Raw genomic sequence first — 21,420 nt, 5'->3', positions numbered from 1 at the left:
CGACCCGGACCTCACGCAAAGCGCCTGATCTCGCCATCGCCCGCGATGTTGTCGACACAGCGCCCGCAGATCGATGGATGCTGCGGATCCGTGCCGACGTCGGGGCGACGGTGCCAGCAGCGCTCGCATTTGTCGTGCTCGCTGGGCCGGACGCTGAACAGGAATCGCGTTCCGTCGGCGAGATGCGCCGCCCGGGCGTCATCGTCGGCCTCTGCCAGGGGGTGCACCCGCGCCGCCGACGTGATCAGCAGAAAACGGAGCTCGTCCCCCAGCGACGCCCAGCGGGCGGCCAGCGGCTCGGGACAGAACAGATCAACCTCGGCCTCGAGCGTGGCACCCAGCCGCTGCTCGTTCCGCATCGCCTCGATGCGCTTGGCGACCGCGTCCCGCAGGGCGAGAACGTCTTCCCAGAAGGCCCGGTCCATCGATCCTTCATCGAGCGCGAACAGCCCGTCGTACCATTCCGCTTCCAGCGCCGTCCCGGGGTGGTCACCCGGCAGGTGCTCCCAGATCTCGTCGGCGGTGAATGACAGTACCGGCATCAGCCAGCGCACCAGCGCCTCGGCGATGTGCCACATCGCCGTCTGTGCCGAGCGCCGGGCAACGCTGTCGGCACGGGTCGTGTACTGCCGGTCCTTGATAACGTCGAGGTAGAACCCGCCCATATCGAGCACGCAGAAGTGGTGCACGCGCTGATAGAGCTGGTGGAAATCGAATCGTTCCGCATCCTCGATGATCGATGCCTGCAATTGCAGGGCGCGATCCACGGCCCAGCGATCGAGGGGCAGCATCTGCTCCGCCGGCAGGGCGTTGTCGGCGGGCTCGAAGCCGGCGAGGTTGGCGAGCAGAAAGCGTGCCGTATTGCGGAGGCGACGGTAGGCATCCGCCGTGCGCTTGAGGATATCGTCGGAAACGGCAATCTCGCCGCTGTAGTCCGACGAGGCCACCCAGAGACGGAGGATATCGGCGCCAAGGGCATTCATCACCGACTGCGGCGCGATGACATTACCCCGGGATTTCGACATCTTTCGGCCCTGCTCGTCGACCGCGAAGCCGTGGGTCAGCACGTTGCGGTACGGCGGCTTGCCGTCGATCATCATTGCGGTCAGCAGCGACGACTGGAACCAGCCGCGGTACTGATCGCTGCCTTCGAGATAGAGATCCGCCGGCCATTGCAGGTCTTCCCGGCCGCGCAGCACGGTGGCATGGGTCGTCCCCGAGTCGAACCAGACGTCGAGGATGTCCGTGACCTTCTCGTAGCGACCGGCCTCCTCGCCCAGCAGCTCGGCCGGATCGAGTTCGAACCAGGCATCGATGCCGTCCGTTTCCATGCGCTTCGCCACGGCCTCGATCAGATCATTCGTGTCCGGATGAGGCTCGCCGGTCTCGCGATCAATGAACAGCGCAATCGGCACACCCCAGTTGCGCTGCCGGGAGATGCACCACTCGGGCCGATTACCGACCATCGCGGCCATCCGGTCCTCGCCCCAGGTCGGGAACCAGTTCACCTCGGACAGTGCGTCGAGGGTACGCTCGCGTACTTGCGAGGCCTCGAGATTGAGGAACCACTGTGGCGTTGCCCGGAACAGGATCGGCGTCTTGTGCCGCCAGCAGTGCGGATAGCTGTGATGATAGGGCTCGTGATGGGCGAGCGTACCCGTGGCCTCGAGCCGCTCGACGATGGCGCGATTGGCGTCGAACACGAACTGCCCCTCGAACTCGCCGCGCCGGAAGCGGCCATCGTCCGCCAGCGGATTCTCGAGCGGCAGGTTGTAGTACTGGCCGACCTCGAAGTCGTCCGCGCCGTGGTCCGGGGCGGTATGGACGGCACCAGTACCCGCCTCGGTAGTGACATGCTCGCCGAGGATCACCGGCACACGCCGATCGAGAAACGGATGCCGGAGAGTCAGATCCTCGAGGTGATGCCCCTGACAACGCCCCACGATCCCGAAGTGCTCGACGCCGTAGCGTTCCATCGCCGTTTCGTGGAGATCCTCGGCCAGCAGCATGAACTCGCGACCGTGTTCGATGGACAGGAGCACGTAATCGAGCCGCGGATGGAGGGCGACGGCCTGGTTCGCCGGGATGGTCCAGGGCGTAGTCGTCCAGATCATTACCGATACGGGGGCGTCGCCGACATCCACTGTGCTCCCGCAGCGCCGCGCCAGACCTTCGCCGTCAACGGCCCGGAATGCCACGTCGATCGCCGGTGAGGTATGCGCCTCGTACTCCACCTCGGCTTCCGCCAGCGCCGAACCACAGTCGGTGCACCAGTGAACGGGCTTGAAGCCGCGCTTGAGATGGCCGTTACGGACGATTTCGCCGAGTGCCCGGAGGATGTTCGCCTCGGTCCGCGGCGCCATGGTTAGGTAGGGATCGTGCCAGTCGCCAAGCACACCCAGGCGCTGGAAATCCTCGCTCTGGCCGGCGACCTGGTCGGTCGCGAAAGCCCGGCAGGCATCGCGGAAAGCCCGGTTGGAGACCGCCTCGCCGGCCTTGCCGATCTCCTGCTCGACCTTGTGTTCAATGGGCAGGCCATGGCAATCCCACCCCGGGACATAAACGGCGTCCAGTCCATTGAGGCTGCGGCTTTTGACAATGACGTCCTTGAGGATCTTGTTGACCGCATGACCGATGTGAATGCTGCCGTTGGCATACGGCGGGCCGTCATGGAGGACGTAGCGACTGCGGCCGCGGCGGGCCTCGCGAAGGCGCTCGTACACCCCCTCCTCGCGCCAGCGCGCCAGCCTGACCGGCTCGCTCTTGGCGAGACCGGCGCGCATCGGGAATGCGGTCCTCGGTAAGTTGAGGGTGTCCTTGTAATCGCTCACGGAGTCATCCTGCACTGCTTGCTTTCAGGTAACCGTGGTCCACGAACCACGCTCGGGCCGCGGCGACATCCGCGGCAATCTGCTTTTTCAGGGCCTCGAGCCCATCGAATCGCTCCTCGCCTCGCTGTCGAGTCAGAAACTCGACATCGATGGGGCGACCATAGATATCACCGGAGAAGTCCAGTAGATAGGTCTCCAGCAGGGTCTCTACGCCATTCACGGTCGGCCGGGTCCCGAGACTGGCAACGCCGGGCTGCACCTCGCCCAGGCCGTGCACGGCGACGTTGAAGATCCCCCGCATCGGCGGCGGATGGTGACCAAAGCCGATATTGGCGGTTGGCCAGCCGAGTTCCCGGCCCAGTTTTTCGCCGTGCACGACCCGCCCCGAGATGCAGAGACGACGCCCTAGCAGCCGCTCCGCCGACGCCATATCGCCGGTCTCGAGCACCCGGCGGATCCGCGTGCTGCTCACCCGTTCGCCGCCCTCGTGAACCGTCGGCATGCGCTCGAGCTCGAAACCGAAGGTCTGCGCAGCGGACTGCAACATACTGAAGTCGCCCCGCCGCTTGTGGCCGAAACGGAAGTCGTCTCCCACCATGAGAAAGCGCACATCAAGGGCGTCGACGAGCAGGCGACGAATAAAGTCTTCGGCCGGCTCCGACGCCAGAACCTGATCGAACCTCAGGCAGAGCGTCCGCTCCACACCCAGCGACTCGAGGATCCGCAGTTTCTCGCGTAGACGGGTGATGCGGCCCGGCGCCCGGTCGGGTACGAAAAATTCGCGCGGTTGCGGCTCGAACAGGATCACTGTCGTCGGCAACTGCAGCCGCCGTCCGGCCGCGTGCAGCGATTCAATCACGGCCTGATGGCCGCGATGGATGCCGTCGAAGTTCCCGATCGTGGCCACGCTTGGCCGATGCCGTTGCCTGAGGTTATGCGCGCCTCGGATGAGTTCCATTGTCGCCATCCACACCCGTCGGATTCAAAGCGTTACGAATACGCAGTATACGGGAGGGACCCGGTATCCAGCCATGTTCATGCAGCGGGCTCCCGGAACTGGCCGGGTCGGACTCCGAGCATCCACAGCATGGCGGCGTAGACGCCTGCGCCGAGGAGGATCACAGCCGTCAGCAGACTGATTCGCAACGCGGCCCCGGATTCCAGCCACAGGTCCTCAAGCCCCGCCGGCCAGACCACCACCGCGGCCATTGCAATAACCGCGATGAGCACGCGCCCGCCCAGTTGGGGCCAGCCAGCCAGCGGTTGATAAACGCCCTGACGCCGGAGCCCGCGCAGCAGCAGCGCGGCATTGATCCATGCCGCCACCCCGGTAGCCAGGGCGAGCCCGGCATGGGCAAACCCGGTGTCGATCAGCAGCAGCACCAGCGAGACGCTCGCCACCATATTCGCCGCCATTGCCATCACTGCACAACGCACGGGCCCCCGCGTGTCCTGGCGAGAGAAGTACCCCGGCACCAGGACCTTGACCAGCACGAAGCCGAACAGGCCCAGACCATAGGCCATCAGGCTCCAGCTCGCCGCCCGGACATCGGTCGCGCCAAACTCGCCATAACCGAACAGCGTCGCCAGCAGGGGGGCCGCCAGCACCACCAGCCCAACGGTTGCCGGGGCGATGACCACCAGGGCGAGCCGCAGCGCCCAGTCCAGCGTCGCGTTGAAACGTTCGGGGCTGGCGTCGGCATGCTCGGCGGAGAGCTTGGGCAGAATTACGGTCCCCAGCGCAATACCGAACACCCCGAGCGGAAACTCCATGAGCCGATCCGACCAGTACAGCCAGCTGATCGATCCGACGACCAGGAAAGACGCAAGAATGGTATCGACGAGCAGATTGATCTGCTGGACCGAGGTACTGAACAGCGTCGGCCCCATCAGTCGGAGGATGCGGCGGACGTCCGGATCAGACCACTGCGGCCAGGGCCAGGCCAGCACACCCCGCCGCCAGAGGAAGGGCAGTTGCAGCAGGAGCTGCAGGACACCCGCCACCGGCACCGCCAGTGCCAGCGCCATAACGCCAGTCTCAAGCCTCGGTGACAGCCAGATAGCGGCGGCGATCAAGCTGAGGTTGAGCAGCACCGGCGCGAAGGCCGGCGGTCCGAACTCGTCATAGGTGTTGAGTACAGCGGCCGCGGCGGCGGTGAGTGCGATCAGGAGAAGGTACGGGAAGGTGAGACGCAACAATTCCGCCGCCAGCATCAGCTGGTCGGGCTGATCGGCAAATCCCGGGGCAAACACACGGATAAGCGCGGGCGAGCCAAGCATGGCAAGGACCGTGATGGCCGCCAGGATCATCGCCAGACAGCCGCTGACGCGCCCGAAGAGGCGCCGCACGGCCTCGTCGCCGCCCCGCTGACGGGCCGATGAGAGCACCGGGACGAAGGCCTGCTGGAAGGCCCCTTCCGCGAACAGGCGGCGGAGGAAGTTCGGGATCTTGAAGGCAACGAAAAACGCATCCGTCGCCGCCGAGGGCCCGAAAATCACGCCCAGAACAATGTCCCTTGCCAGTCCCATGACCCGTGACAACAGCGTCCAGCTGCCAAACGTCATGACCGATCGCCACAGGCGTGAGTGCGAATTCATCCGTTTACCAGTTGACATTCAGGCGCTGCCTTCGCATATTACCGCTCTTTTCCTCCCGACAAAGACTCAACAGGAGTAGCACGTTGGCCAATATCGCCTCCGCCCGCAAACGGGCCCGCCAGGCCGAGCAGCAGCGCCGTCACAATCAGGCCCGCCGTTCGATGATGCGCGGCAAGCTCAAACAGGTAACGGCCGCCGTTGCAAAGGGTGACAAAGCCGCCGCCGAAGCCGCCTATGCCGCCGCCGTTCCGGTCCTCGACCGCATGGCAACGCGGGGCGTCATCCACAAGAACAAGGCCGCACGCCACAAAAGCCGGCTCGCTCAGCAGATCCGGCAGCTCGGCTAGTCGTCGCCGGGCGGGACCGGGTCGGTCAGCACCAGATTGTCCCGGTGGATGAGCTCCGGTTCGGCGAGATAGCCGAGCAGTGATTCGATGCGACCGGTGGGCTGGCCTGCGATGTGATTGACTGCCGCCGCGTCGTAGTTGACGAGCCCGCGAGCGATTTCCCGGTTCGTCGGATCCAGGCAGGTCACCATCTCGCCGCGGCGAAAGCGCCCCTCGGCCCGCGTCACGCCTACCGGCAACAGACTGCGGCCATACCCACGAATCACCTCGACCGCACCTTCATCGAGCCAGAGGCGACCCCGCAGCTGTAGCTGACCGGCAATCCATTGCTTACGCGCCACGAGGGGCTCGCGTGAGGGCTCGAGACAGGTGCCGACGGCCTCGCCGGCGGCGATCCGTTGCAACACATCCGGCTCGCGCCCCGAAGCGATCCGCGTCATTGCTCCGGATCGGGCAGCCCGTCTGGCCGCCACCACCTTGGTTCGCATGCCACCGCTACCCAGGACTCCCGGCGCATCCGAGCAGAGTCGCTCCAGCGCTTCATCCTCAGCCGCTGCATGGCGGATCAGCCGCGCCGACGCATCCTGGCGGGGATCGGCATTAAAAAGTCCGGCCTGGTCGGTGAGAATCACCAGCTGATCGGCCTCGACGAGGTTGGTGACAAGCGCTGCCAGTGTGTCGTTGTCGCCGAAGCGGATCTCATCCGTGGCAATGGTGTCGTTTTCGTTGACCACCGGCACGACGCCCAGCTCCAGTAGCGCGCGCAGCGTGACCCGCGCGTTGAGATAGCGCTGGCGATCCGCCAGATCCTCATGGGTCAGCAGGATCTGCCCGGTGCGCACATCAAATCGCTGGAAACGGGTCTCGTAGGCCTGCACCACGCCCATCTGCCCGACCGAGGCGGCGGCCTGCAGCTGGTGGAGCGCCTTCGGCCGTCGTGACCACCCCAGTCTTCGCACCCCCTCTGCGACCGACCCGGAGGATACGAGCACCACGTCGATGCCCTGCGCACGCGCCGCAACGATCTGGCGCACCCAGTCTCCGATACGCTCATGGTCGAGTCCGCGCCCGTTATCGGTGACCAGCGCGCTACCCACCTTGATAACCCAGCGGCTTCGACGGTTCGGGTCAGTGCGGCTCATCGTTTCCCTGGAGATGTTGCATGACCGCCTGGCAGAGAGCATCAGTCCCTCGGCCCGTCTCGGCGGAAATCAGATAGAGCGGTCCCTGCCAGGCAAGTGATTCGCGGAGCGACGCTACCACCGCCGTGTGTTCGTCTTCCGGGAAGAGGTCGGCCTTATTGATGACGAGCCAGCGCTCGCGGGCGGTCAGCTCATGGCCATAGGCCGCAAGCTCTTCGGTGACTGTGCGAACATCCGCCGCGAGATCACGGTTTTCGTAAAGGCCGGCGATATCTACCAGATGGAGCAACAGGCGCGTCCGGGCCAGATGCCGCAGGAAACGGGTACCCAGGCCCGCGCCCTGGGCCGCCCCCTCGATCAGCCCCGGTATATCGGCCACGGTGAAGCTGCTTCCGGATCCGATCCTTACAACTCCGAGGCCGGGATGGAGTGTCGTGAACGGATAATCAGCGACCCGCGGCCGTGCCGCCGAGACGGCCCGGAGAAAAGTCGATTTGCCGGCGTTGGGGAGACCCAGCAGCCCGACATCCGCAAGGAGCTGGAGTTCGAGGGAAATGTCGCGCCGCTCTCCGTCGGTACCCGGAACCGATCGCCGCGGCGTGCGGTTGGTCGCGCTCTTGAAGTGGACGTTGCCGAGACCGCCACGCCCCGCCTCGGCGACACAGAGGCGCTTACCGTGAGCGGTCAGATCACCGATGACCTCTCCGGTCTCGCGATCCTTGACCAGCGTACCCACCGGGACGGGCACGGTAATATCCTCACCCGAACGCCCGGTCATCTGGCGTCCCTGACCATCGTGTCCCCGCTCTGCCGCAAATCGACGGGTATGGCGGAAATCGGCCAGTGTATTGAGTCCGGAGTCGGCTTCGAGCCAGACGCTGCCACCATGCCCCCCGTCACCACCGTCCGGTCCGCCGCGCGGGACGTATTTCTCGCGACGGAAGCTGACGCAGCCATTGCCACCGTCGCCGGCCGTCACACGAATGCTGGCTTCGTCCACGAATTTCATGTGCTGTCCAACCGCCGCAATCAAAAAGCCCCGCGCGTGGCGGGGCCGAGTCCAGGTCTGCTGCCGGGTGCTGTCAGCCCGCCGGCTGGATGCTCACGACCCGCCGTTTGAGCGGACCCTTGCGCGCGAACACCACTTCGCCATCCACCTTGGCGAACAGGGTGTAGTCGTTCCCGGTGCCAACGTTCTGCCCGGCATGGAAACGGGTGCCGCGCTGGCGCACGATGATGCTGCCCGCGGTGACGGCCTGGCCGCCGAAGCGCTTCACACCCAGCCGTTTCGAATGCGAGTCGCGGCCGTTACGTGTACTGCCGCCTGCCTTTTTATGTGCCATTGATACTGTCTCCGTTATCAGGGGCCGGGGCTAGCCGGCCTGGATGCCGGTAATACGGACTTCCGTATAATGCTGGCGATGGCCGTAGTGGCGCTGGTAGTCCTGACGGCGCTTGAATTTGACCACCTCGATCTTGCGGGCCCGGCTCTGCGAGATTACCTCCGCCGAGACCGCACCTCCCTCGAGGCGTGGCGTTCCGACCTTTACGTCATCACCATCGGCGACGAGCAGGACGTCGTCGAAACTCACGGTTTCGCCGGCCTCGGCATTGAGTTTTTCGACCTGCAGCAGATCGCCCTCGGCGACCCGATACTGCTTGCCACCCGACTTGATTACCGCGTACATCTGAACGACTCCAGAAGGTTGTTCCAAAACCGTGAGAGAATAGTCGGATTCGCGCCCGGGGTCAACGCGATACGGGGGTCACGCTTGACACCCCCAGCGGCGATTCCTAGCATCCAGTTTCCTAATTTACCTCGAGATGCCATCCGCATGGAGATCGCCGCCATTCGCAGGCCGGTCGCGGACGATATGTCCGTGGTCGACCGGATTATCCAGGATCGACTCCAGTCGGACGTCGCCCTCATCAATCAGCTTGGTCATTACATTATCGGTGGCGGCGGCAAGCGCCTGCGCCCCATGGTTGCGCTCCTGATGGCCCGGGCTGCGGGACATGCAGACGGAGACGACCGCCATGCCCTCCTCGGCGCCACCGTCGAGCTCATCCACACCGCTACGCTGCTCCATGATGATGTCGTCGACGAGTCCGCGGTCAGGCGCGGTCGCGATACGGCAAATCAGATCTGGGGTAATGAAGCGAGTGTTCTGGTCGGCGATTTCCTCTACACCCGCGCCTTCCAGATGATGGTGGAACTCGACGATATGGCGGTCATGGCGCTGTTCTCGCGAACCACCAACCGCATCGCCGAGGGCGAGGTCATGCAGTTGATGCACGTCCACGACCCGGATGTGACCGAAGATCGCTACCAGCAGGTTATCTATCGGAAAACCGCCGTCCTTTTCGAAGCCGGCTGCCAGCTGGCGGTAGGACTGAACAACCCGGCGGACCGAGCGCGACTGGATGCCGCCGCCAAATATGGCCGCCGCCTGGGTATTGCCTTCCAGCTCGCCGATGACGCCCTCGATTACGATGGCGATGCCGGCGCGATCGGCAAGAACATCGGAGACGATCTGGCCGAGGGCAAACCCACACTGCCGTTAATCCACTGCATGGCCAACGCCGATCCCGCCGGCCGCGCCATTGTTCGCGACGCCATAGAGAGCGGCGGCCGAAACGACATCGCCGAAGTCGCGGCAGTGATTGCGCGCACCGGCTCGATTGCCTATACTCGCGACCTCGCGGAACAAGAGGCCGAGCGAGCCATCAGGGCGCTCGCAGCCTTCGGTGACAGTCCCTTCCGCGAGGCGCTTCGTGGCCTCGCGGAATTTGCTGTCGGTCGCGAGTATTAACCGATCTTCGGAGTATAGCTCAGCTTGGTAGAGCGCTGCCTTCGGGAGGCAGAGGTCGTAGGTTCGAATCCTGCTACTCCGACCAGTTTCCCCGCAAATCCCCGGTCCTGCCTTTCAGGTGTCGTTGCCCCGCACGATGAAGTAAAGGGCGATCAATAGCAGCACTGCCTGGAATTCCATTCCGCCCATCGGGTGGGCTTCTGTCGGCGTGAAATTCCATCGTCCCCAGTGAACCATGATGATCGCACCGGCCATGACCGGTACGACCGCCGCGCCCGCCAGACGAGTTATGGCATCTCCGAGCTGGCTGCGCATGGCGCCACCCGCCAGAATGCCTGCGCCACCAAGCACTTCAGCAACAGCAACGAGGAAGGCAATCAATACCGGCAGGCCCATCATGCTGGAGAAGCCCTCGATGCCGGGGCCAAGGAATTTCTGTAGACCATGGAAAAGGAATACGCCGGCGATGGCCGCCCGCAGTAGCCAGTGCGCATGGCCAGCCATGGATGCGATGGAGCTGGTATTACCAACCGCTTCGGTCTTTGCACTCATTCTGTTTCTCCCGTGATGTGCCGTTACCGAATAAGGTAGCTCCGGCTGTTGGCTCATTCATCCGCAAAACCACTTACATGCACTCCATGCGTCTTGCCCCTTACCGATCACGTGGATCTGTGATCCCGGCGACATCCCGCCCGTTTCCGTTCGCTTAAAGTCGGCCCTCCAGCATCTGTGGAGGAAGACGCAATGAACACGGTGGACGTTCGCCCGGCCCTGGCGAAACGGCTGATTCAGCAGCAGGCGGTTGACGCGACAACCGTCGACGCCATCGTCGCCGAGGCGCGGCGTTCCGGCTGTACGCTGGTCAGGCAGCTACTCGACAGTGGCGCTCTGCCGTCGGCCGTCATCGCCGATACGGCATCCAGCGTGTTCGGTATCGAGCGCGCTGCGGCCGCGTCACTCGACCCCGATCCAGAGGTTATGGAGCAGATCGACACCGATCTGATACTGCGCCTCAATGCACTGCCATTACGGATAAGCGAGGGCCTCCTGCGCATCGCCGTTTCCGATCCCGCCAATACCACCGCACTGGACGAGTTGCGTTTCCATACCGGTCTGCCGGTCGTACCGGTCATCGCCGACGAGGCCGATCTGCACGCCCGTATCGCAGTACTGACGGAAGGGGGTGTTGGTGCCGCTGCCGACGAGCTGGCATCGGCGTCACGCGCCGAGGAAGTGCGGGATACCTCATCGGCCGATCCACCCGACGACACGCCCGTCATCCGCTACATCAACGAGCTTCTCCGACGGGCCATTCGCGAAGAGGTGTCCGACATCCACCTCGAGCCCTTCGAGACCCACTGCCGGGTGAGATTCCGCCACGACGGCATCCTGCACGAGGCGGCCCGGCCGCCCCGGGACATGGCCGACCGGCTCGCCGCACGTCTCAAAATCATGGCGCGCATGGATATCGCCGAGCGCCGACTGCCGCAGGATGGCCGGCTGCGACTCGGCAGCGGAGCGGGCGACGGCGTCGATTTCCGCGTAAGCAGCCTGCCCACGTTATTCGGCGAGAAGCTGGTGTTGCGTCTGCTCGATCCCGCTGCCACCACGCTGGATCTGGATAGCCTGGGGATGGAAGCCGATCAGCTTGCCGCCTACCGGGCCGCCATCGAACGGCCCCACGGCATGATTCTGGTGACCGGCCCCACCGGTTCCGGGAAGACCGTCACGCTCTACAGCGCCCTGCAACAGCTCAACCAGAGCAGCCGCAACATCCTCACCGTCGAAGATCCTGTCGAGATCAAGCTCCCCGGCATCAATCAGATCGCCGTCAATCACCGCATCGGCCTGGATTTTCCCAGCCTCCTGCGAGCGTTCCTGCGCCAGGATCCGGACGTAATGATGGTCGGCGAAATCCGCGATCGGGAAACCGCCGAGATCGCTATCAAGGCCGCTCAGACCGGTCACCTCGTCCTCTCGACCCTGCACACCAACACCGCTGCGGGAGCGATCACGCGGCTGATCAACATGGGCATCCCGCGCTGGAGCATCGCTGCGTCGGTGATCTTGATCAGTGCGCAGCGGCTGATCCGGCGGTTGTGCCCTCATTGCCGCCGGCCGGCCGGATCGGCGTCGGACGAGGGCGGTTGGTTCGAGGCCGATGGCTGTCAGCGCTGCCACCACGGCTATCGCGGCCGTGTGGGCATCCACGAGGTCTTGCCAATGACCGACAGCCTCGGCCGGCGAATCCTCCGTGCCGACGATGACGCCGCCATTGCGACCGAAACGGCTTTCTCGGGACTGCGAACGCTCCGCGATACGGGCATGGCCAAGGCCGCCCGGGGACTGACCAGCCGGAGCGAGATAGACCGGGTGACCCGGTCGTGACGGGCATGGCGACCTACGGCTGGTGCGGCAGCGACCTGGATGGCCGCCATCGGCACGGCCTGACGCCGGCGACCGATCCGGGTCACCTCCGTCGTCAACTGGGCGGCCACGGCATTGCCGTCGAGTACTCGATCCGGATGCCGGGTTGGCTGGAGCGTGTGTTGACGCCCTCGAATCCGAGGCTTCGGTCGCGGCACATCAACGCGCTCCTTCGCCAACTCGCAACGTTGAGCAGCGCTGGCGTGCCATTGATCGACGCCATGGCGATGGTCGCCCGCGAGGACAGACAGCCCGGTCTGCGACGCCTTGCCAGCGAGCTCAGAGACGAAATCGCCACCGGTACACCACTCTCTGTTGCTTTTGCTACCCAACCCGCGCATTTCGATCCGTTGGTCTGCGGCCTGATCCGGGCCGGGGAGCAGTCCGGCGAACTGGATACGCTGCTCGAGCGAATCGCGAATGACCGCGAGTGCACTGCGGCGATACGGCATCGCCTGCGCCGGGCAATGCTCTACCCGCTGATCGTGCTCGGCGTGGCTCTTGTCGTCAGCACGGCGCTTTTAATGTTTGTAGTGCCCCGGTTCGAGGCGCTTTTCCATGGCTTCGGTGCCGAGCTGCCGACCTTCACCCGTCATGTCATCGGACTGTCCACGTGGCTTCGCAGTGATGGCTGGCTGGGTCTGATCGGCGCTGTGGGCGGGACCGCTGCATGGCTTGTCCTCACCCGGCACTACACGCCACTCAGACAGATCCGTCACCGGATCGTACTCCGGATTCCGATCACCGGCGGCCTGGTCGAGCGTGCCGAAACCGCGCGCTTCGCCCGCACGCTGGCGATCCTCATGCAGGCCGGTGCTCCCCTTGCCGAGGCCCTCCCCACCGTTGCCGGTACACTCGGTACGCTGCCCTATCAACGGGCGGTGATGCGGATTACGGATGACCTGCGGGACGGTCGGTCACTTGCCTTCGCGGTCGAGCGCACGCAGCGTTTCGAGGCAAGCACGGCAAGAATGATCGCTACCGGAGAAGCGGCCGGCCGGCTACCAGGCGTGCTAGAGCGGATTGCGGATCGTCAGGAAGCGGAGTTGAGCCAGGGAATCGAGACGCTCGGTACCGCGATCGAGCCGCTCATCATGAGCATCCTCGGTTTGTTGATTGGCGGCCTTGTCCTCGCCATGTATCTGCCGGTCTTCCAGCTCGGCTCGGTGATATGAACTCACACACCAGCTGGCCACTTCGATTAGACTGCCGGGATGGACAGTGGAGGATCCGACAGTCGACGTCGCCCCGGGCTGGTCGTTGGCCTGACCGGCGGTATCGCGAGCGGCAAGACCGCGGTCAGTCGACGATTCGAGGCGCTGGGGGCAGCGGTCATCGATACCGACAGGCTGGCCCGGGCCGTGGTCGCACCCGGCACCGCCGGCCTCGACGCCATTCGTGAGCGCTTCGGCACCGATGTTATCGGCACTAATGGTCATCTCGATCGCCCGGCGTTGCGACAGCGGATTTTTGCCGACCCCTTCGCCCGGCGCGATCTCGAGGCGATCACGCACCCGCGTATTCGCACCGCGGTGGCCGAGACACTGGCCAAGGTCCGCGAGCCCTATGCCCTGATCGTGGTTCCCCTTCTACTCGAGGCGGGCTGGATCGAGCTGATGGATCGAGTACTGGTGGTCGACGCGCCACCGGATCGACAACGCGAGCGGCTCATGCAGCGAGACGGCACGGATCCGGGCGAGGCCGATCGGATACTTTCCAGTCAGGCGGATCGCCAGGCCCGGCTGGCAATCGCGGATGACGTCATCACCAACGATGGTGAGAGCGGGGCGCTCGACGGCCAGGTGGCCGACCTGCACGATCGATATCTCCGGACCGCTACCGGCCACTGATTCCACACCCCGATTTGGCGAGTCGATGATCTCTGAGCGACAATCTCCGCAAGGCAACGAGGGGCCAGCGTGGACACAACCATTCCCGGAACCGACGAGATGATATACGAGTATCCGCTCAATGAGCGGATGCGCACATTTCTGCGACTGGAATTCCTGTTCAACAACCTTCGCTTCGGAATCGAGGGCGATTCGAAATGGCATACCCGCATGGCCGTGGATGCGCTGCTCGACATTACCGCGCTGCTCAGCCGCAGCGATGTGCGCTCGGAACTGCAAAAAGAGCTGGAGCGCATTCTGGCGAGCCTCGAGAAACTGCAGGCCCGGCCCGAGGTCGATGAGCGGCGCCTGGAGCCGGTCCTCGCAGAGTGCCGCGACATCGCCCGGCAACTCCGCGAGGCTCCCACCGGCATTCCTTCCGTTGTCCGCAACAATGAATTCCTGACCACCATCGAGCAGCGCGCCGGCGTACCCGGTGGCACCTGCGCCTTCGACCTGCCCGGCTATCATCTGTGGCTGGAGAGCGAGGTCTCACAACGACGTGCCCTGCTCGAGCAATGGCATGGTGCCTTTCGGCTGATGGACCAGGGCACCGCACTGGTGATCAGACTGCTGCGCGATAGTGCCGACCCGGTTAACGAGGTAGCCAGTGGCGGCAGCTTCCAGGCCACCCTCGATCGCGCTACGCCCTACCAGATGCTGCGCGTGAAAATCCCGCGCTCAATGCATTGCTATCCCGAGGTGAGCGGCAGCCGGCATTTCTGTAATATCCGTTTCCTCCAGCAGCCCACACAGGGGGAACGCCCCAACCAGGCGGACGACGATGTTGCATTCATCCTTGAGCGCTGTGTCATCTGACACGCCCCCCACCGTGGCCTGTCCGCAATGCGGCGAGCGAGTCCCGTGGACGACGGATTCACCCTACCGTCCGTTCTGTTCGCGGCGCTGCCGAATGATCGATCTCGGCGACTGGCTGGATGAACGCCACCAGATCCCCGGTGACCCGGCCTCGCCGGAAGAGGACGACTAGCGCCACAACCCCGAAATACCGGCAATGCCCTGGCCGCCGCTGGCGCGGGCAACATCAACATCGCCCGATTGCATTCCGCCGAGTGCGTAGACGGGAACGGTCATCGCTGCCGCTGCCTCGGCGAACGCCGGCCACCCCAGGGGACAGGTATCGGGGTGACTGGCGGTCGGCTTGACCGGACTGAGCACCACGAAATCGACGCCGCAGGCGACCGCTCGTTCAAGCTCGACGGCATTGTGGCAGGACGCCGCCACCCAGTAGGCCGATGACAGCGGCCGGGACACGCATTCCGCAAGCTGCGCCGCCGTCAGGTGGATGCCGTCGGCGCCGATCCCGCGCACCTCCTCGGGCGTTCCATTAATCAGCAGGGACGCGCCCATCGCACGGCAACGCGCCAGGGCATCAAGCGCCAGCGAGCGCCGCGCCGCTCCTCTCGATTGCACCCGAAACTGGACCAGGCGCTCACCGCGAGCCAGCACACGTTCGAGCGTGTCCAGCCACGACGACGATTCGTCGCAGTCGGCACTGATGACGTAATGCGGCGGCAGGCGTGTCGCCGTGATGATCGGCTGGTTGGCGGCCGGGAATTCGTCCGGATCCAGTGCTTCCGGCGACACCCAGCGCAGCGGCTGACCCTCTCGGCCGACAGGCGGTCCCGACCAGTGGGTCACGTCGCGGACCTGCAACTCGACCTCACGGTCGCCGTAATCATGGGTAACGTCGATCAGAGGGCGGCTGCGCTCGACCGTCAGGCCCAGCTCCTCGGCGAGCTCGCGGGCCAGCGCCGCCTCGACGGACTCACCGGGCTCGACCTTGCCGCCGGGGAATTCCCAGCGATTTCCCTGATGACGGTGGGCCGCCCGGCGAGCGGTCAGAACCCGGCCCTGTCCATCCCGAACAACGCCGACCGCTACCCGCAGCCGGTGCGGGTCAGCTTCGGTACTCGGCATTGATGCGCACGTAGTCGTAGGAGAAATCACAGGTCCAGACCGTCGCCGTCTCGCCACCGCGGTCGAGATCGATGGTCATGCTCACGTGATCGGCGGCCATACACGCCGCCGCCGCCGACTCATCGTAGTGCGGGCTCAGCCCGCCGCCTTCGACAATCCGGCAGTCACCAATGCCGATGCGCACGCGGTCGACGTCGAGATCGCGTATCCCGGCGCGCCCAACCGCGGCCAGAATGCGGCCCCAGTTGGGATCGGCGGCGAACAGGGCCGTCTTGACCAGCGGCGACTCGGCCACGGTAAAGGCCACTTGCTCGGCCTCGGCGGTGGTCCGCGCACCGGTAACGCGAATCGCAAGGTCACGGGTTGCACCCTCGCCATCGGCAACGATTTCCCGCGCCAGCGCCGTGCACATCGTGGTGAGTGCGTCCAGAAAACGCTCGCGATCGGATGCATCCGCCAGCGTCACGCCGCTCGCCGAGGTAGCGATGAGCGTGCAGGCATCGTTCGTGGAGGTATCGCCATCCACGGTAATACGGTTAAAGCTGACCGCGACGGCATCGCGCAGCATACGCCGCAGGCTTGCCGCATCAATGACGGCATCGGTCGCGATGTAGGCAAGCATGGTAGCCATATCCGGGCGAATCATACCCGAGCCCTTGGCGATGCCTGTCAGGGTGATCGTGCCTCCGGAGAGCTCGAGCCGCAGGCTTCTGCCCTTGGGGCGTGTGTCCGTGGTGCGGATGGCATCCGCCGCCTCGGCCCAGTGATCGGCCTGTAGTCCGTCGATGGCCGCGGGCAATGCCGCATCGATACGATCCGCCGGCAGGGGTTCGCCGATTACACCGGTGGAATAGGGGATGACCTGGGTTGACCGACAGCCCGTCTGGTCAGCGAGCGCGGCACAATTCTGCTGCACGGCCCGATCACCGGCCTGACCGGTGCCGGCATTGGCATTGCCGGTATTGATCAGCAGGTAGCGGGGATCGTCATCGCGCAGATGCGACTCGGCGAAGCGCACCGGCGCGGCGCGAAACAGATTGCGGGTGAACACGCCGGCGACCTGGCTCCCCTCGTCGAGGGCCATCACCACCAGATCATTACTACCGGCCTTGCGGACCGCGGCCTCCACCACCCCGATGCGAACACCGGGCACGGGGTGCAGAACCGGCAGGGGCGACTCGGATACGGCCATTACCCATACCCCCGGTTACAGCCGGCCATGGCAATGCTTGTATTTCTTCCCGGAGCCGCAGGGACAGAGCTCATTACGGCCGACCTTGCGTTCGCCACGCACGAATGGCTGCCGGTCGTCCTCTGCCTGCGCCTCCCCGGTCGATGCCGCGGCGGAGGCCCCCTCGTCATCATGCAGCGCGTTGGCCTGCGCATGCTCGAACTGCATGGCCCGGGCCCGTTCGTCGTCGCGCTGCGCCTCCGCTGCCCGGGCATCCTCGGGGCTGCGAACATTGACGTTGAACAGGATGCGAATCGTCTCCCGCTTGATGCCGTCGAGCATCTCCTGGAACATCGCGAAGGCTTCTTTCTTGAACTCCTGCTTGGGGTTGCGCTGCGCCATCCCGCGCAGTCCGATCCCCTGGCGCATGAAGTCCATCGCCGCCAGATGCTCCTTCCACTGATTGTCCAGGACCTGCAGCAGGAAGCTCTTCTCGACCTCGCGCATGTTCACGCCTATGGCGGTGACCTGCTCTTCCTTTTCGGTGTAACGATCGACCACTGTCTGCCGAAGCCGCTCGAGAACGCCGTCGCGGTCGAGCTCGTCTTCCTCCTCGAGCCATTGCCCCACGGGAGCATTGATGCCGAACTGCGACTGCAGCGCCTCCTCGAGCGCGGGGATATCCCACTGATCGTCGATGGTCCCCGGCGGCATATGCGTATCGAGCAGCTCCGAGAGGACATCGTTCTGCATGTCCACAATCGTCCCGGAGATGTCATCGGAGTTGAGCAGTTCGTTGCGCTGGGCATAGACCACGCTGCGCTGGTCGTTGGCGACGTCGTCGAACTCGAGCAAGTGCTTGCGCATGTCGAAGTTATGCGCCTCGACCTTGCGCTGCGCATTCTCGATCACCCGCGAGACCATGCCACTCTCGATCGCCTCGCCCTCCTGCATGCCCAGCCGCTGCATCATCCCCGAGACACGCTCGGAGGCGAAGATCCGCAGAAGACTGTCATCGAGCGAGAGGAAAAAGCGGGTCGACCCCGGGTCGCCCTGTCGGCCGGAACGCCCGCGGAGCTGATTGTCGATACGCCGTGATTCATGCCGCTCGGTGCCGATCACGTGCAGGCCGCCCGCCTCGATCACCCGGTCATGCCGGTCCTGCCAGTCGGCTCGCAATGCCTCGCGGCGATCCGCCGGGGCATCTTCTCCGAGCTCGGCTGCTTCGACATCGAAATTGCCGCCGAGGACGATATCGGTGCCGCGGCCGGCCATGTTGGTGGCTATCGTGACGGCTCCGGGCTGGCCGGCCTCCGCGATGATCCCCGCCTCGCGCTCATTCTCCTTGGCGTTGAGTACCTCGTGGTGAATAGCGGACTTGCGCAGGGCGTCGGAGATGAGCTCCGAGCTCTCGATCGATGTCGTGCCGACCAGCACCGGCTGGCCTCGGCTGTTGCAGTCCTTGATGTCTTCAACGATCGCCTGGTACTTATCATCCTGGTTGAGGAAGATGAGATCGTTGTGATCGGTACGAATCATCGGCCGGTGTGTCGGGACAACGGCCACTTCCAGACCATAGATATGCTGGAATTCGTAGGCCTCGGTATCCGCGGTACCGGTCATGCCGGCGAGCTTGTCGTAGAGGCGGAAGAAGTTCTGGAATGTAATCGAGGCGAGCGTCTGGTTTTCGGCCTGGATTTCCACGCCCTCCTTGGCCTCGATCGCCTGGTGGAGACCTTCGGACCAGCGCCTTCCCGGCATGGCACGGCCGGTGAACTCGTCGACGATCACGATCTGGCCGTCGCGCACGAGGTAGTGAACGTCGCGCTGGAACAGAGCATGGGCCCGCAAGGCGGCGTTCAGGTGATGCACCATGACGATGTTGCGGGCGTCATAGAGACTCTCGTTCTCGCTGAGGAGGTCCGCCTCGCGCAACAGGTCCTCGGCCCGCTCCTGGCCGGACTCGGTAAGGAACGCCTGACGGGCTTTCTCGTCGAGATAGTAGTCGCCCGGGCCATCTTCCTCTTCCTGCGCCTCAAGGTCCGGCACCACCCGGTTCATGCTGACGTAGAGGTCGCTGGACTGTTCGGCCTTGCCGGAGATGATCAGCGGGGTGCGCGCCTCGTCGATGAGGATCGAGTCGACCTCGTCGACAATGGCGAAATGCCGACCGCGCTGCATCTGGTCTTCGGCACGCAGCGCCATGTTGTCACGCAGGTAATCGAAGCCGAACTCGTTATTCGTACCGTAGGTGATATCCGCCTGGTAGGCGGCCCGCTTGGTCTCGCCATCCATTCCCGGAACGACGACACCCACCTCGAGACCGAGAAAACCGTAGAGCCGACCCATCCACTCGGCGTCACGCCGCGCGAGATAGTCATTCACAGTGATGATGTGAACCCCCTCGCCGGAAAGGGCGTTGAGGTAAGCCGCAAGCGTCGCGACCAGCGTCTTGCCCTCGCCCGTTTTCATCTCGGCGATGCGTCCGTGGTGAAGCACCATTCCGCCGATCAGCTGCACGTCGAAATGGCGCAGACCGAGCGTGCGCCGCGACGCCTCGCGAACGACGGCAAAGGCCTCCGGCAGCAGGCTGTCCAGCCGTTCGCCGCGGTCGAGACGCTCTCGAAGGCTCGTGGTCATACCCTGCAGCGCCTCATCCGACAGCGCCTGCATGGTCGATTCGAACGCGTTGATCCGTGTCACCTGGCGTCGCAAACGCTTGACGAGCCGGTCGTTGCGCGTCCCGAGTACCTTCTTTGCGATTCCGCTAAGCATGCCAATCCAATGCGCTTTACAATGAATGCATCACTATAGCGCATCAAACGAGGGAAAATCAGGAGTCGCCGATGAGCGAACGCAAGGGGGGCGGACCCGGTCGTCTACAGGGCATCCTGCGCCGGTCCACCAATGATATCGCCGCGATACGGCGACAGACGGCATTGCTCGAAAAGGCAACGCGCACACTCAACGAATCCCTGCCGCCGCGTCTGCACGGCCACTGGCAGGTTGCGTCGCTGTCTGCGGAGGCGCTGGTTATCACCGCCGAGAGTTCGGTGTGGGCAACCCCCTTGCGGGCCAATCAGTCAACGCTGCTCGAAGCGGCCGCGCGGCTGATTGCCGTCCAGCCTGCCAGGGTTCAGATCCGGCTGGCGGCACCGCCGCCGGCCAAACCCCCCAGAGACAGCGTCGTCCTCAGCGCCGAAGCGGCCGAACACCTGGAATCGGCCGCACGGGGGATGGATGATGCCCGCCTCGCGACCTCTCTTCGGCGACTGGCCTCACGCCGCCACGAACGCTCGTCAGGCCACGGGTAGCGGCTGGTCATAGGTGATGGGCGCCACTTCCTCGCCCTCGAAAGTCACCTCTTCCCAGGCATCGCGCTCGACGAGCAGCTTGCGCAACAGGCGGTTGTTGAGTTCGTGACCGGACTTGTACCCGTGGAACGCACCGATCACGCTGCGGTTGAGCTGGTAGAGATCGCCAATCGCATCAAGGATTTTGTGTTTGGCGAACTCGTTCTGATAACGGAGCCCATCCTCGTTCAACACCCGGTAATCGTCGACCACGATGGCATTGTCGAGACTCCCGCCGAGGGCGAGGTTATTCTGCCGTAGGTACTCGATATCGCGCATGAAACCAAACGTGCGTGCCCGACTGACCTCCTTGACGAAAGACGTCGAGGAGAAATCCACCTCCGCCGTACGCTCACCGGACTTGAAGACCGGATGATCGAACTCGAGGGTATAGCTGACCTTGAAACCGTTATACGGCGTAAAGCTCACCCGTTTGCCGTCCGCGTCCTCGATACTCAGCGGCCGGGTGATACGGATGAATCGCTTCGGCGCCGCCTGTTCCAGCGTGCCGGCCGAGCGAATGAGGAACACGAAAGGCCCGGCACTCCCGTCCATGATGGGCACCTCGGGCGCGGACAGGTCGATGTAGGCATTATCGATGCCGAGCCCGGCCATCGCCGAGAGAAGGTGCTCCACCGTGGCAACACGCACACCATCGCGGCCGAGACAGGTCGACAGAACCGTATCGACCACGTTCTCCGGATCCGCGGCGATCTCGACAACCGGATCAAGATCGACCCGACAGAACCGAATGCCGCTGTTCACCGGCGCCGGCCGCAGCGTGAGATAAACCTTCTCGCCCGTGTGCAGTCCGACGCCGGTTGCCCGGATGCTGTTTTTAAGGGTGCGTTGTCGAATCATTTGCCGTATCCAGAGCTTATGTGCGCTATTAAGCCACGTAGGGTAGC

At 64.4% G+C, this 21,420-nt stretch carries 20 protein-coding genes and 1 tRNA gene; 9 read left to right on the top strand and 12 right to left on the bottom strand.

Annotation, left to right across the window (positions count from 1 at the left end; all coding sequences use genetic code 11):
- Positions 1-11: 11 nt before the first annotated feature.
- The 3 genes from ileS to murJ all read right to left on the bottom strand — a co-directional run bounded on the left by ileS (position 12) and on the right by murJ (position 5,429).
- A complete protein-coding gene (gene ileS / locus EV698_RS00865) occupies positions 12-2,831 on the bottom strand; it encodes an isoleucine--tRNA ligase (protein WP_130502292.1) in 2,820 nt (939 codons plus the stop codon).
- A gap of 4 nt (positions 2,832-2,835) precedes the next feature.
- Entirely contained in the window at positions 2,836-3,789 is a 954-nt protein-coding gene (ribF, locus tag EV698_RS00860; protein WP_130502291.1) for a bifunctional riboflavin kinase/FAD synthetase, read from the bottom strand.
- A 77-nt stretch (positions 3,790-3,866) separates the two neighbouring features.
- Entirely contained in the window at positions 3,867-5,429 is a 1,563-nt protein-coding gene (gene murJ, locus EV698_RS00855; RefSeq protein WP_130502290.1) for a murein biosynthesis integral membrane protein MurJ, read from the bottom strand.
- Positions 5,430-5,512: 83 nt separating this feature from the next.
- Between murJ and rpsT the strand changes: the two genes are divergently transcribed.
- Positions 5,513-5,776 carry a 30S ribosomal protein S20 gene (rpsT, locus tag EV698_RS00850; protein WP_130502289.1) on the top strand — a complete coding sequence of 88 codons (264 nt, stop codon included), beginning with the start codon at positions 5,513-5,515 and terminating at the stop codon, positions 5,774-5,776.
- Here rpsT and proB read toward each other — a convergent pair.
- The 4 genes from proB to rplU form a co-directional block, all read right to left on the bottom strand.
- Positions 5,773-6,918 carry a glutamate 5-kinase gene (proB, locus tag EV698_RS00845; protein WP_130502288.1) on the bottom strand — a complete coding sequence of 382 codons (1,146 nt, stop codon included), beginning with the start codon at positions 6,916-6,918 and terminating at the stop codon, positions 5,773-5,775. The genes rpsT and proB overlap by 4 nt on opposite strands.
- Complete coding sequence (cgtA, locus tag EV698_RS00840; RefSeq protein WP_130502287.1) at positions 6,905-7,927, bottom strand: Obg family GTPase CgtA; 1,023 nt, start codon at positions 7,925-7,927, stop codon at positions 6,905-6,907. The genes proB and cgtA overlap by 14 nt, the downstream gene beginning before the upstream one ends.
- Positions 7,928-8,000: 73 nt before the next feature.
- Positions 8,001-8,261, bottom strand: a complete 261-nt coding sequence (gene rpmA / locus EV698_RS00835) for a 50S ribosomal protein L27 (protein ID WP_130502286.1) — start codon at positions 8,259-8,261, stop codon at positions 8,001-8,003.
- Between the two features lie 30 nt (positions 8,262-8,291).
- On the bottom strand, positions 8,292-8,606 hold the full coding sequence (rplU, locus tag EV698_RS00830) for a 50S ribosomal protein L21 (protein ID WP_130502285.1): 315 nt from the start codon (positions 8,604-8,606) through the stop codon (positions 8,292-8,294).
- Positions 8,607-8,753: 147 nt separating this feature from the next.
- Between rplU and EV698_RS00825 the strand changes: the two genes are divergently transcribed.
- Positions 8,754-9,731: a polyprenyl synthetase family protein gene (locus EV698_RS00825; protein WP_130502284.1), complete on the top strand. Its 978-nt coding sequence runs from the start codon at positions 8,754-8,756 to the stop codon at positions 9,729-9,731.
- Between the two features lie 8 nt (positions 9,732-9,739).
- Positions 9,740-9,816 (top strand) — tRNA-Pro (locus EV698_RS00820).
- Between the two features lie 29 nt (positions 9,817-9,845).
- Here the strand turns inward: EV698_RS00820 and EV698_RS00815 are convergent.
- Positions 9,846-10,283: a DoxX family protein gene (locus EV698_RS00815; RefSeq protein WP_165385676.1), complete on the bottom strand. Its 438-nt coding sequence runs from the start codon at positions 10,281-10,283 to the stop codon at positions 9,846-9,848.
- A 192-nt stretch (positions 10,284-10,475) separates the two neighbouring features.
- On the opposite strand from EV698_RS00815, the gene EV698_RS00810 reads away from it, so the two are divergent.
- The 5 genes from EV698_RS00810 to yacG all read left to right on the top strand — a co-directional run bounded on the left by EV698_RS00810 (position 10,476) and on the right by yacG (position 15,038).
- On the top strand, positions 10,476-12,119 hold the full coding sequence (locus tag EV698_RS00810; RefSeq protein WP_130502282.1) for a GspE/PulE family protein: 1,644 nt from the start codon (positions 10,476-10,478) through the stop codon (positions 12,117-12,119).
- A gap of 5 nt (positions 12,120-12,124) precedes the next feature.
- Positions 12,125-13,333: a type II secretion system F family protein gene (locus EV698_RS00805; protein ID WP_239016268.1), complete on the top strand. Its 1,209-nt coding sequence runs from the start codon at positions 12,125-12,127 to the stop codon at positions 13,331-13,333.
- Between the two features lie 39 nt (positions 13,334-13,372).
- The gene (gene coaE, locus EV698_RS00800) at positions 13,373-14,008 is read left to right on the top strand and encodes a dephospho-CoA kinase (protein ID WP_130502280.1); all 636 of its coding nucleotides are present in this window, start codon (positions 13,373-13,375) and stop codon (positions 14,006-14,008) included.
- Positions 14,009-14,077: 69 nt separating this feature from the next.
- The gene (gene zapD, locus EV698_RS00795) at positions 14,078-14,866 is read left to right on the top strand and encodes a cell division protein ZapD (RefSeq protein WP_239016160.1); all 789 of its coding nucleotides are present in this window, start codon (positions 14,078-14,080) and stop codon (positions 14,864-14,866) included.
- Positions 14,856-15,038, top strand: coding sequence for a DNA gyrase inhibitor YacG (gene yacG, locus EV698_RS00790; RefSeq protein ID WP_239016159.1), 183 nt, complete (start codon positions 14,856-14,858; stop codon positions 15,036-15,038). The genes zapD and yacG overlap by 11 nt, the downstream gene beginning before the upstream one ends.
- Here yacG and EV698_RS00785 read toward each other — a convergent pair.
- The 3 genes from EV698_RS00785 to secA are packed head-to-tail and all read right to left on the bottom strand — an operon-like array spanning position 15,035 to position 19,934.
- Positions 15,035-15,988 (bottom strand): Nudix family hydrolase, encoded by a 954-nt coding sequence (locus EV698_RS00785; protein WP_130502278.1) that lies wholly within the window; start codon positions 15,986-15,988, stop codon positions 15,035-15,037. The two genes, yacG and EV698_RS00785, sit on opposite strands and share 4 nt — an antisense overlap.
- Positions 15,969-17,180, bottom strand: coding sequence for a bifunctional glutamate N-acetyltransferase/amino-acid acetyltransferase ArgJ (gene argJ / locus EV698_RS00780; protein WP_130502277.1), 1,212 nt, complete (start codon positions 17,178-17,180; stop codon positions 15,969-15,971). The genes EV698_RS00785 and argJ overlap by 20 nt, the downstream gene beginning before the upstream one ends.
- A gap of 15 nt (positions 17,181-17,195) precedes the next feature.
- Positions 17,196-19,934 carry a preprotein translocase subunit SecA gene (secA, locus tag EV698_RS00775; protein ID WP_130502276.1) on the bottom strand — a complete coding sequence of 913 codons (2,739 nt, stop codon included), beginning with the start codon at positions 19,932-19,934 and terminating at the stop codon, positions 17,196-17,198.
- 71 nt (positions 19,935-20,005) lie between these two features.
- On the opposite strand from secA, the gene EV698_RS00770 reads away from it, so the two are divergent.
- Positions 20,006-20,473: a DciA family protein gene (locus tag EV698_RS00770; protein ID WP_130502275.1), complete on the top strand. Its 468-nt coding sequence runs from the start codon at positions 20,006-20,008 to the stop codon at positions 20,471-20,473.
- On the opposite strand, the gene lpxC is transcribed toward EV698_RS00770, so the two are convergent.
- Positions 20,459-21,373: a UDP-3-O-acyl-N-acetylglucosamine deacetylase gene (lpxC, locus tag EV698_RS00765; RefSeq protein WP_130502274.1), complete on the bottom strand. Its 915-nt coding sequence runs from the start codon at positions 21,371-21,373 to the stop codon at positions 20,459-20,461. The genes EV698_RS00770 and lpxC overlap by 15 nt on opposite strands.
- Positions 21,374-21,420 lie beyond the last annotated feature (47 nt).

It is taken from the genome of Spiribacter vilamensis (assembly GCF_004217415.1).
Classification (GTDB): domain Bacteria; phylum Pseudomonadota; class Gammaproteobacteria; order Nitrococcales; family Nitrococcaceae; genus Spiribacter; species Spiribacter vilamensis.
This window is presented reverse-complemented; position numbering and strand designations above follow the sequence as displayed.

Coding starts and splice junctions, on each gene's coding strand:
- ribF (WP_130502291.1), bottom strand. CDS start 3,789: ATGGAACTCATCCGAGGCGCGCATAACCTCAGGCAACGGCATCGGCCA.
- murJ (WP_130502290.1), bottom strand. CDS start 5,429: ATGAATTCGCACTCACGCCTGTGGCGATCGGTCATGACGTTTGGCAGC.
- proB (WP_130502288.1), bottom strand. CDS start 6,918: ATGAGCCGCACTGACCCGAACCGTCGAAGCCGCTGGGTTATCAAGGTG.
- cgtA (WP_130502287.1), bottom strand. CDS start 7,927: ATGAAATTCGTGGACGAAGCCAGCATTCGTGTGACGGCCGGCGACGGT.
- rpmA (WP_130502286.1), bottom strand. CDS start 8,261: ATGGCACATAAAAAGGCAGGCGGCAGTACACGTAACGGCCGCGACTCG.
- rplU (WP_130502285.1), bottom strand. CDS start 8,606: ATGTACGCGGTAATCAAGTCGGGTGGCAAGCAGTATCGGGTCGCCGAG.
- EV698_RS00825 (WP_130502284.1), top strand. CDS start 8,754: ATGGAGATCGCCGCCATTCGCAGGCCGGTCGCGGACGATATGTCCGTG.
- EV698_RS00815 (WP_165385676.1), bottom strand. CDS start 10,283: ATGAGTGCAAAGACCGAAGCGGTTGGTAATACCAGCTCCATCGCATCC.
- EV698_RS00810 (WP_130502282.1), top strand. CDS start 10,476: ATGAACACGGTGGACGTTCGCCCGGCCCTGGCGAAACGGCTGATTCAG.
- EV698_RS00805 (WP_239016268.1), top strand. CDS start 12,125: ATGGCGACCTACGGCTGGTGCGGCAGCGACCTGGATGGCCGCCATCGG.
- coaE (WP_130502280.1), top strand. CDS start 13,373: ATGGACAGTGGAGGATCCGACAGTCGACGTCGCCCCGGGCTGGTCGTT.
- EV698_RS00785 (WP_130502278.1), bottom strand. CDS start 15,988: ATGCCGAGTACCGAAGCTGACCCGCACCGGCTGCGGGTAGCGGTCGGC.
- argJ (WP_130502277.1), bottom strand. CDS start 17,180: ATGGCCGTATCCGAGTCGCCCCTGCCGGTTCTGCACCCCGTGCCCGGT.
- secA (WP_130502276.1), bottom strand. CDS start 19,934: ATGCTTAGCGGAATCGCAAAGAAGGTACTCGGGACGCGCAACGACCGG.
- EV698_RS00770 (WP_130502275.1), top strand. CDS start 20,006: ATGAGCGAACGCAAGGGGGGCGGACCCGGTCGTCTACAGGGCATCCTG.
- lpxC (WP_130502274.1), bottom strand. CDS start 21,373: ATGATTCGACAACGCACCCTTAAAAACAGCATCCGGGCAACCGGCGTC.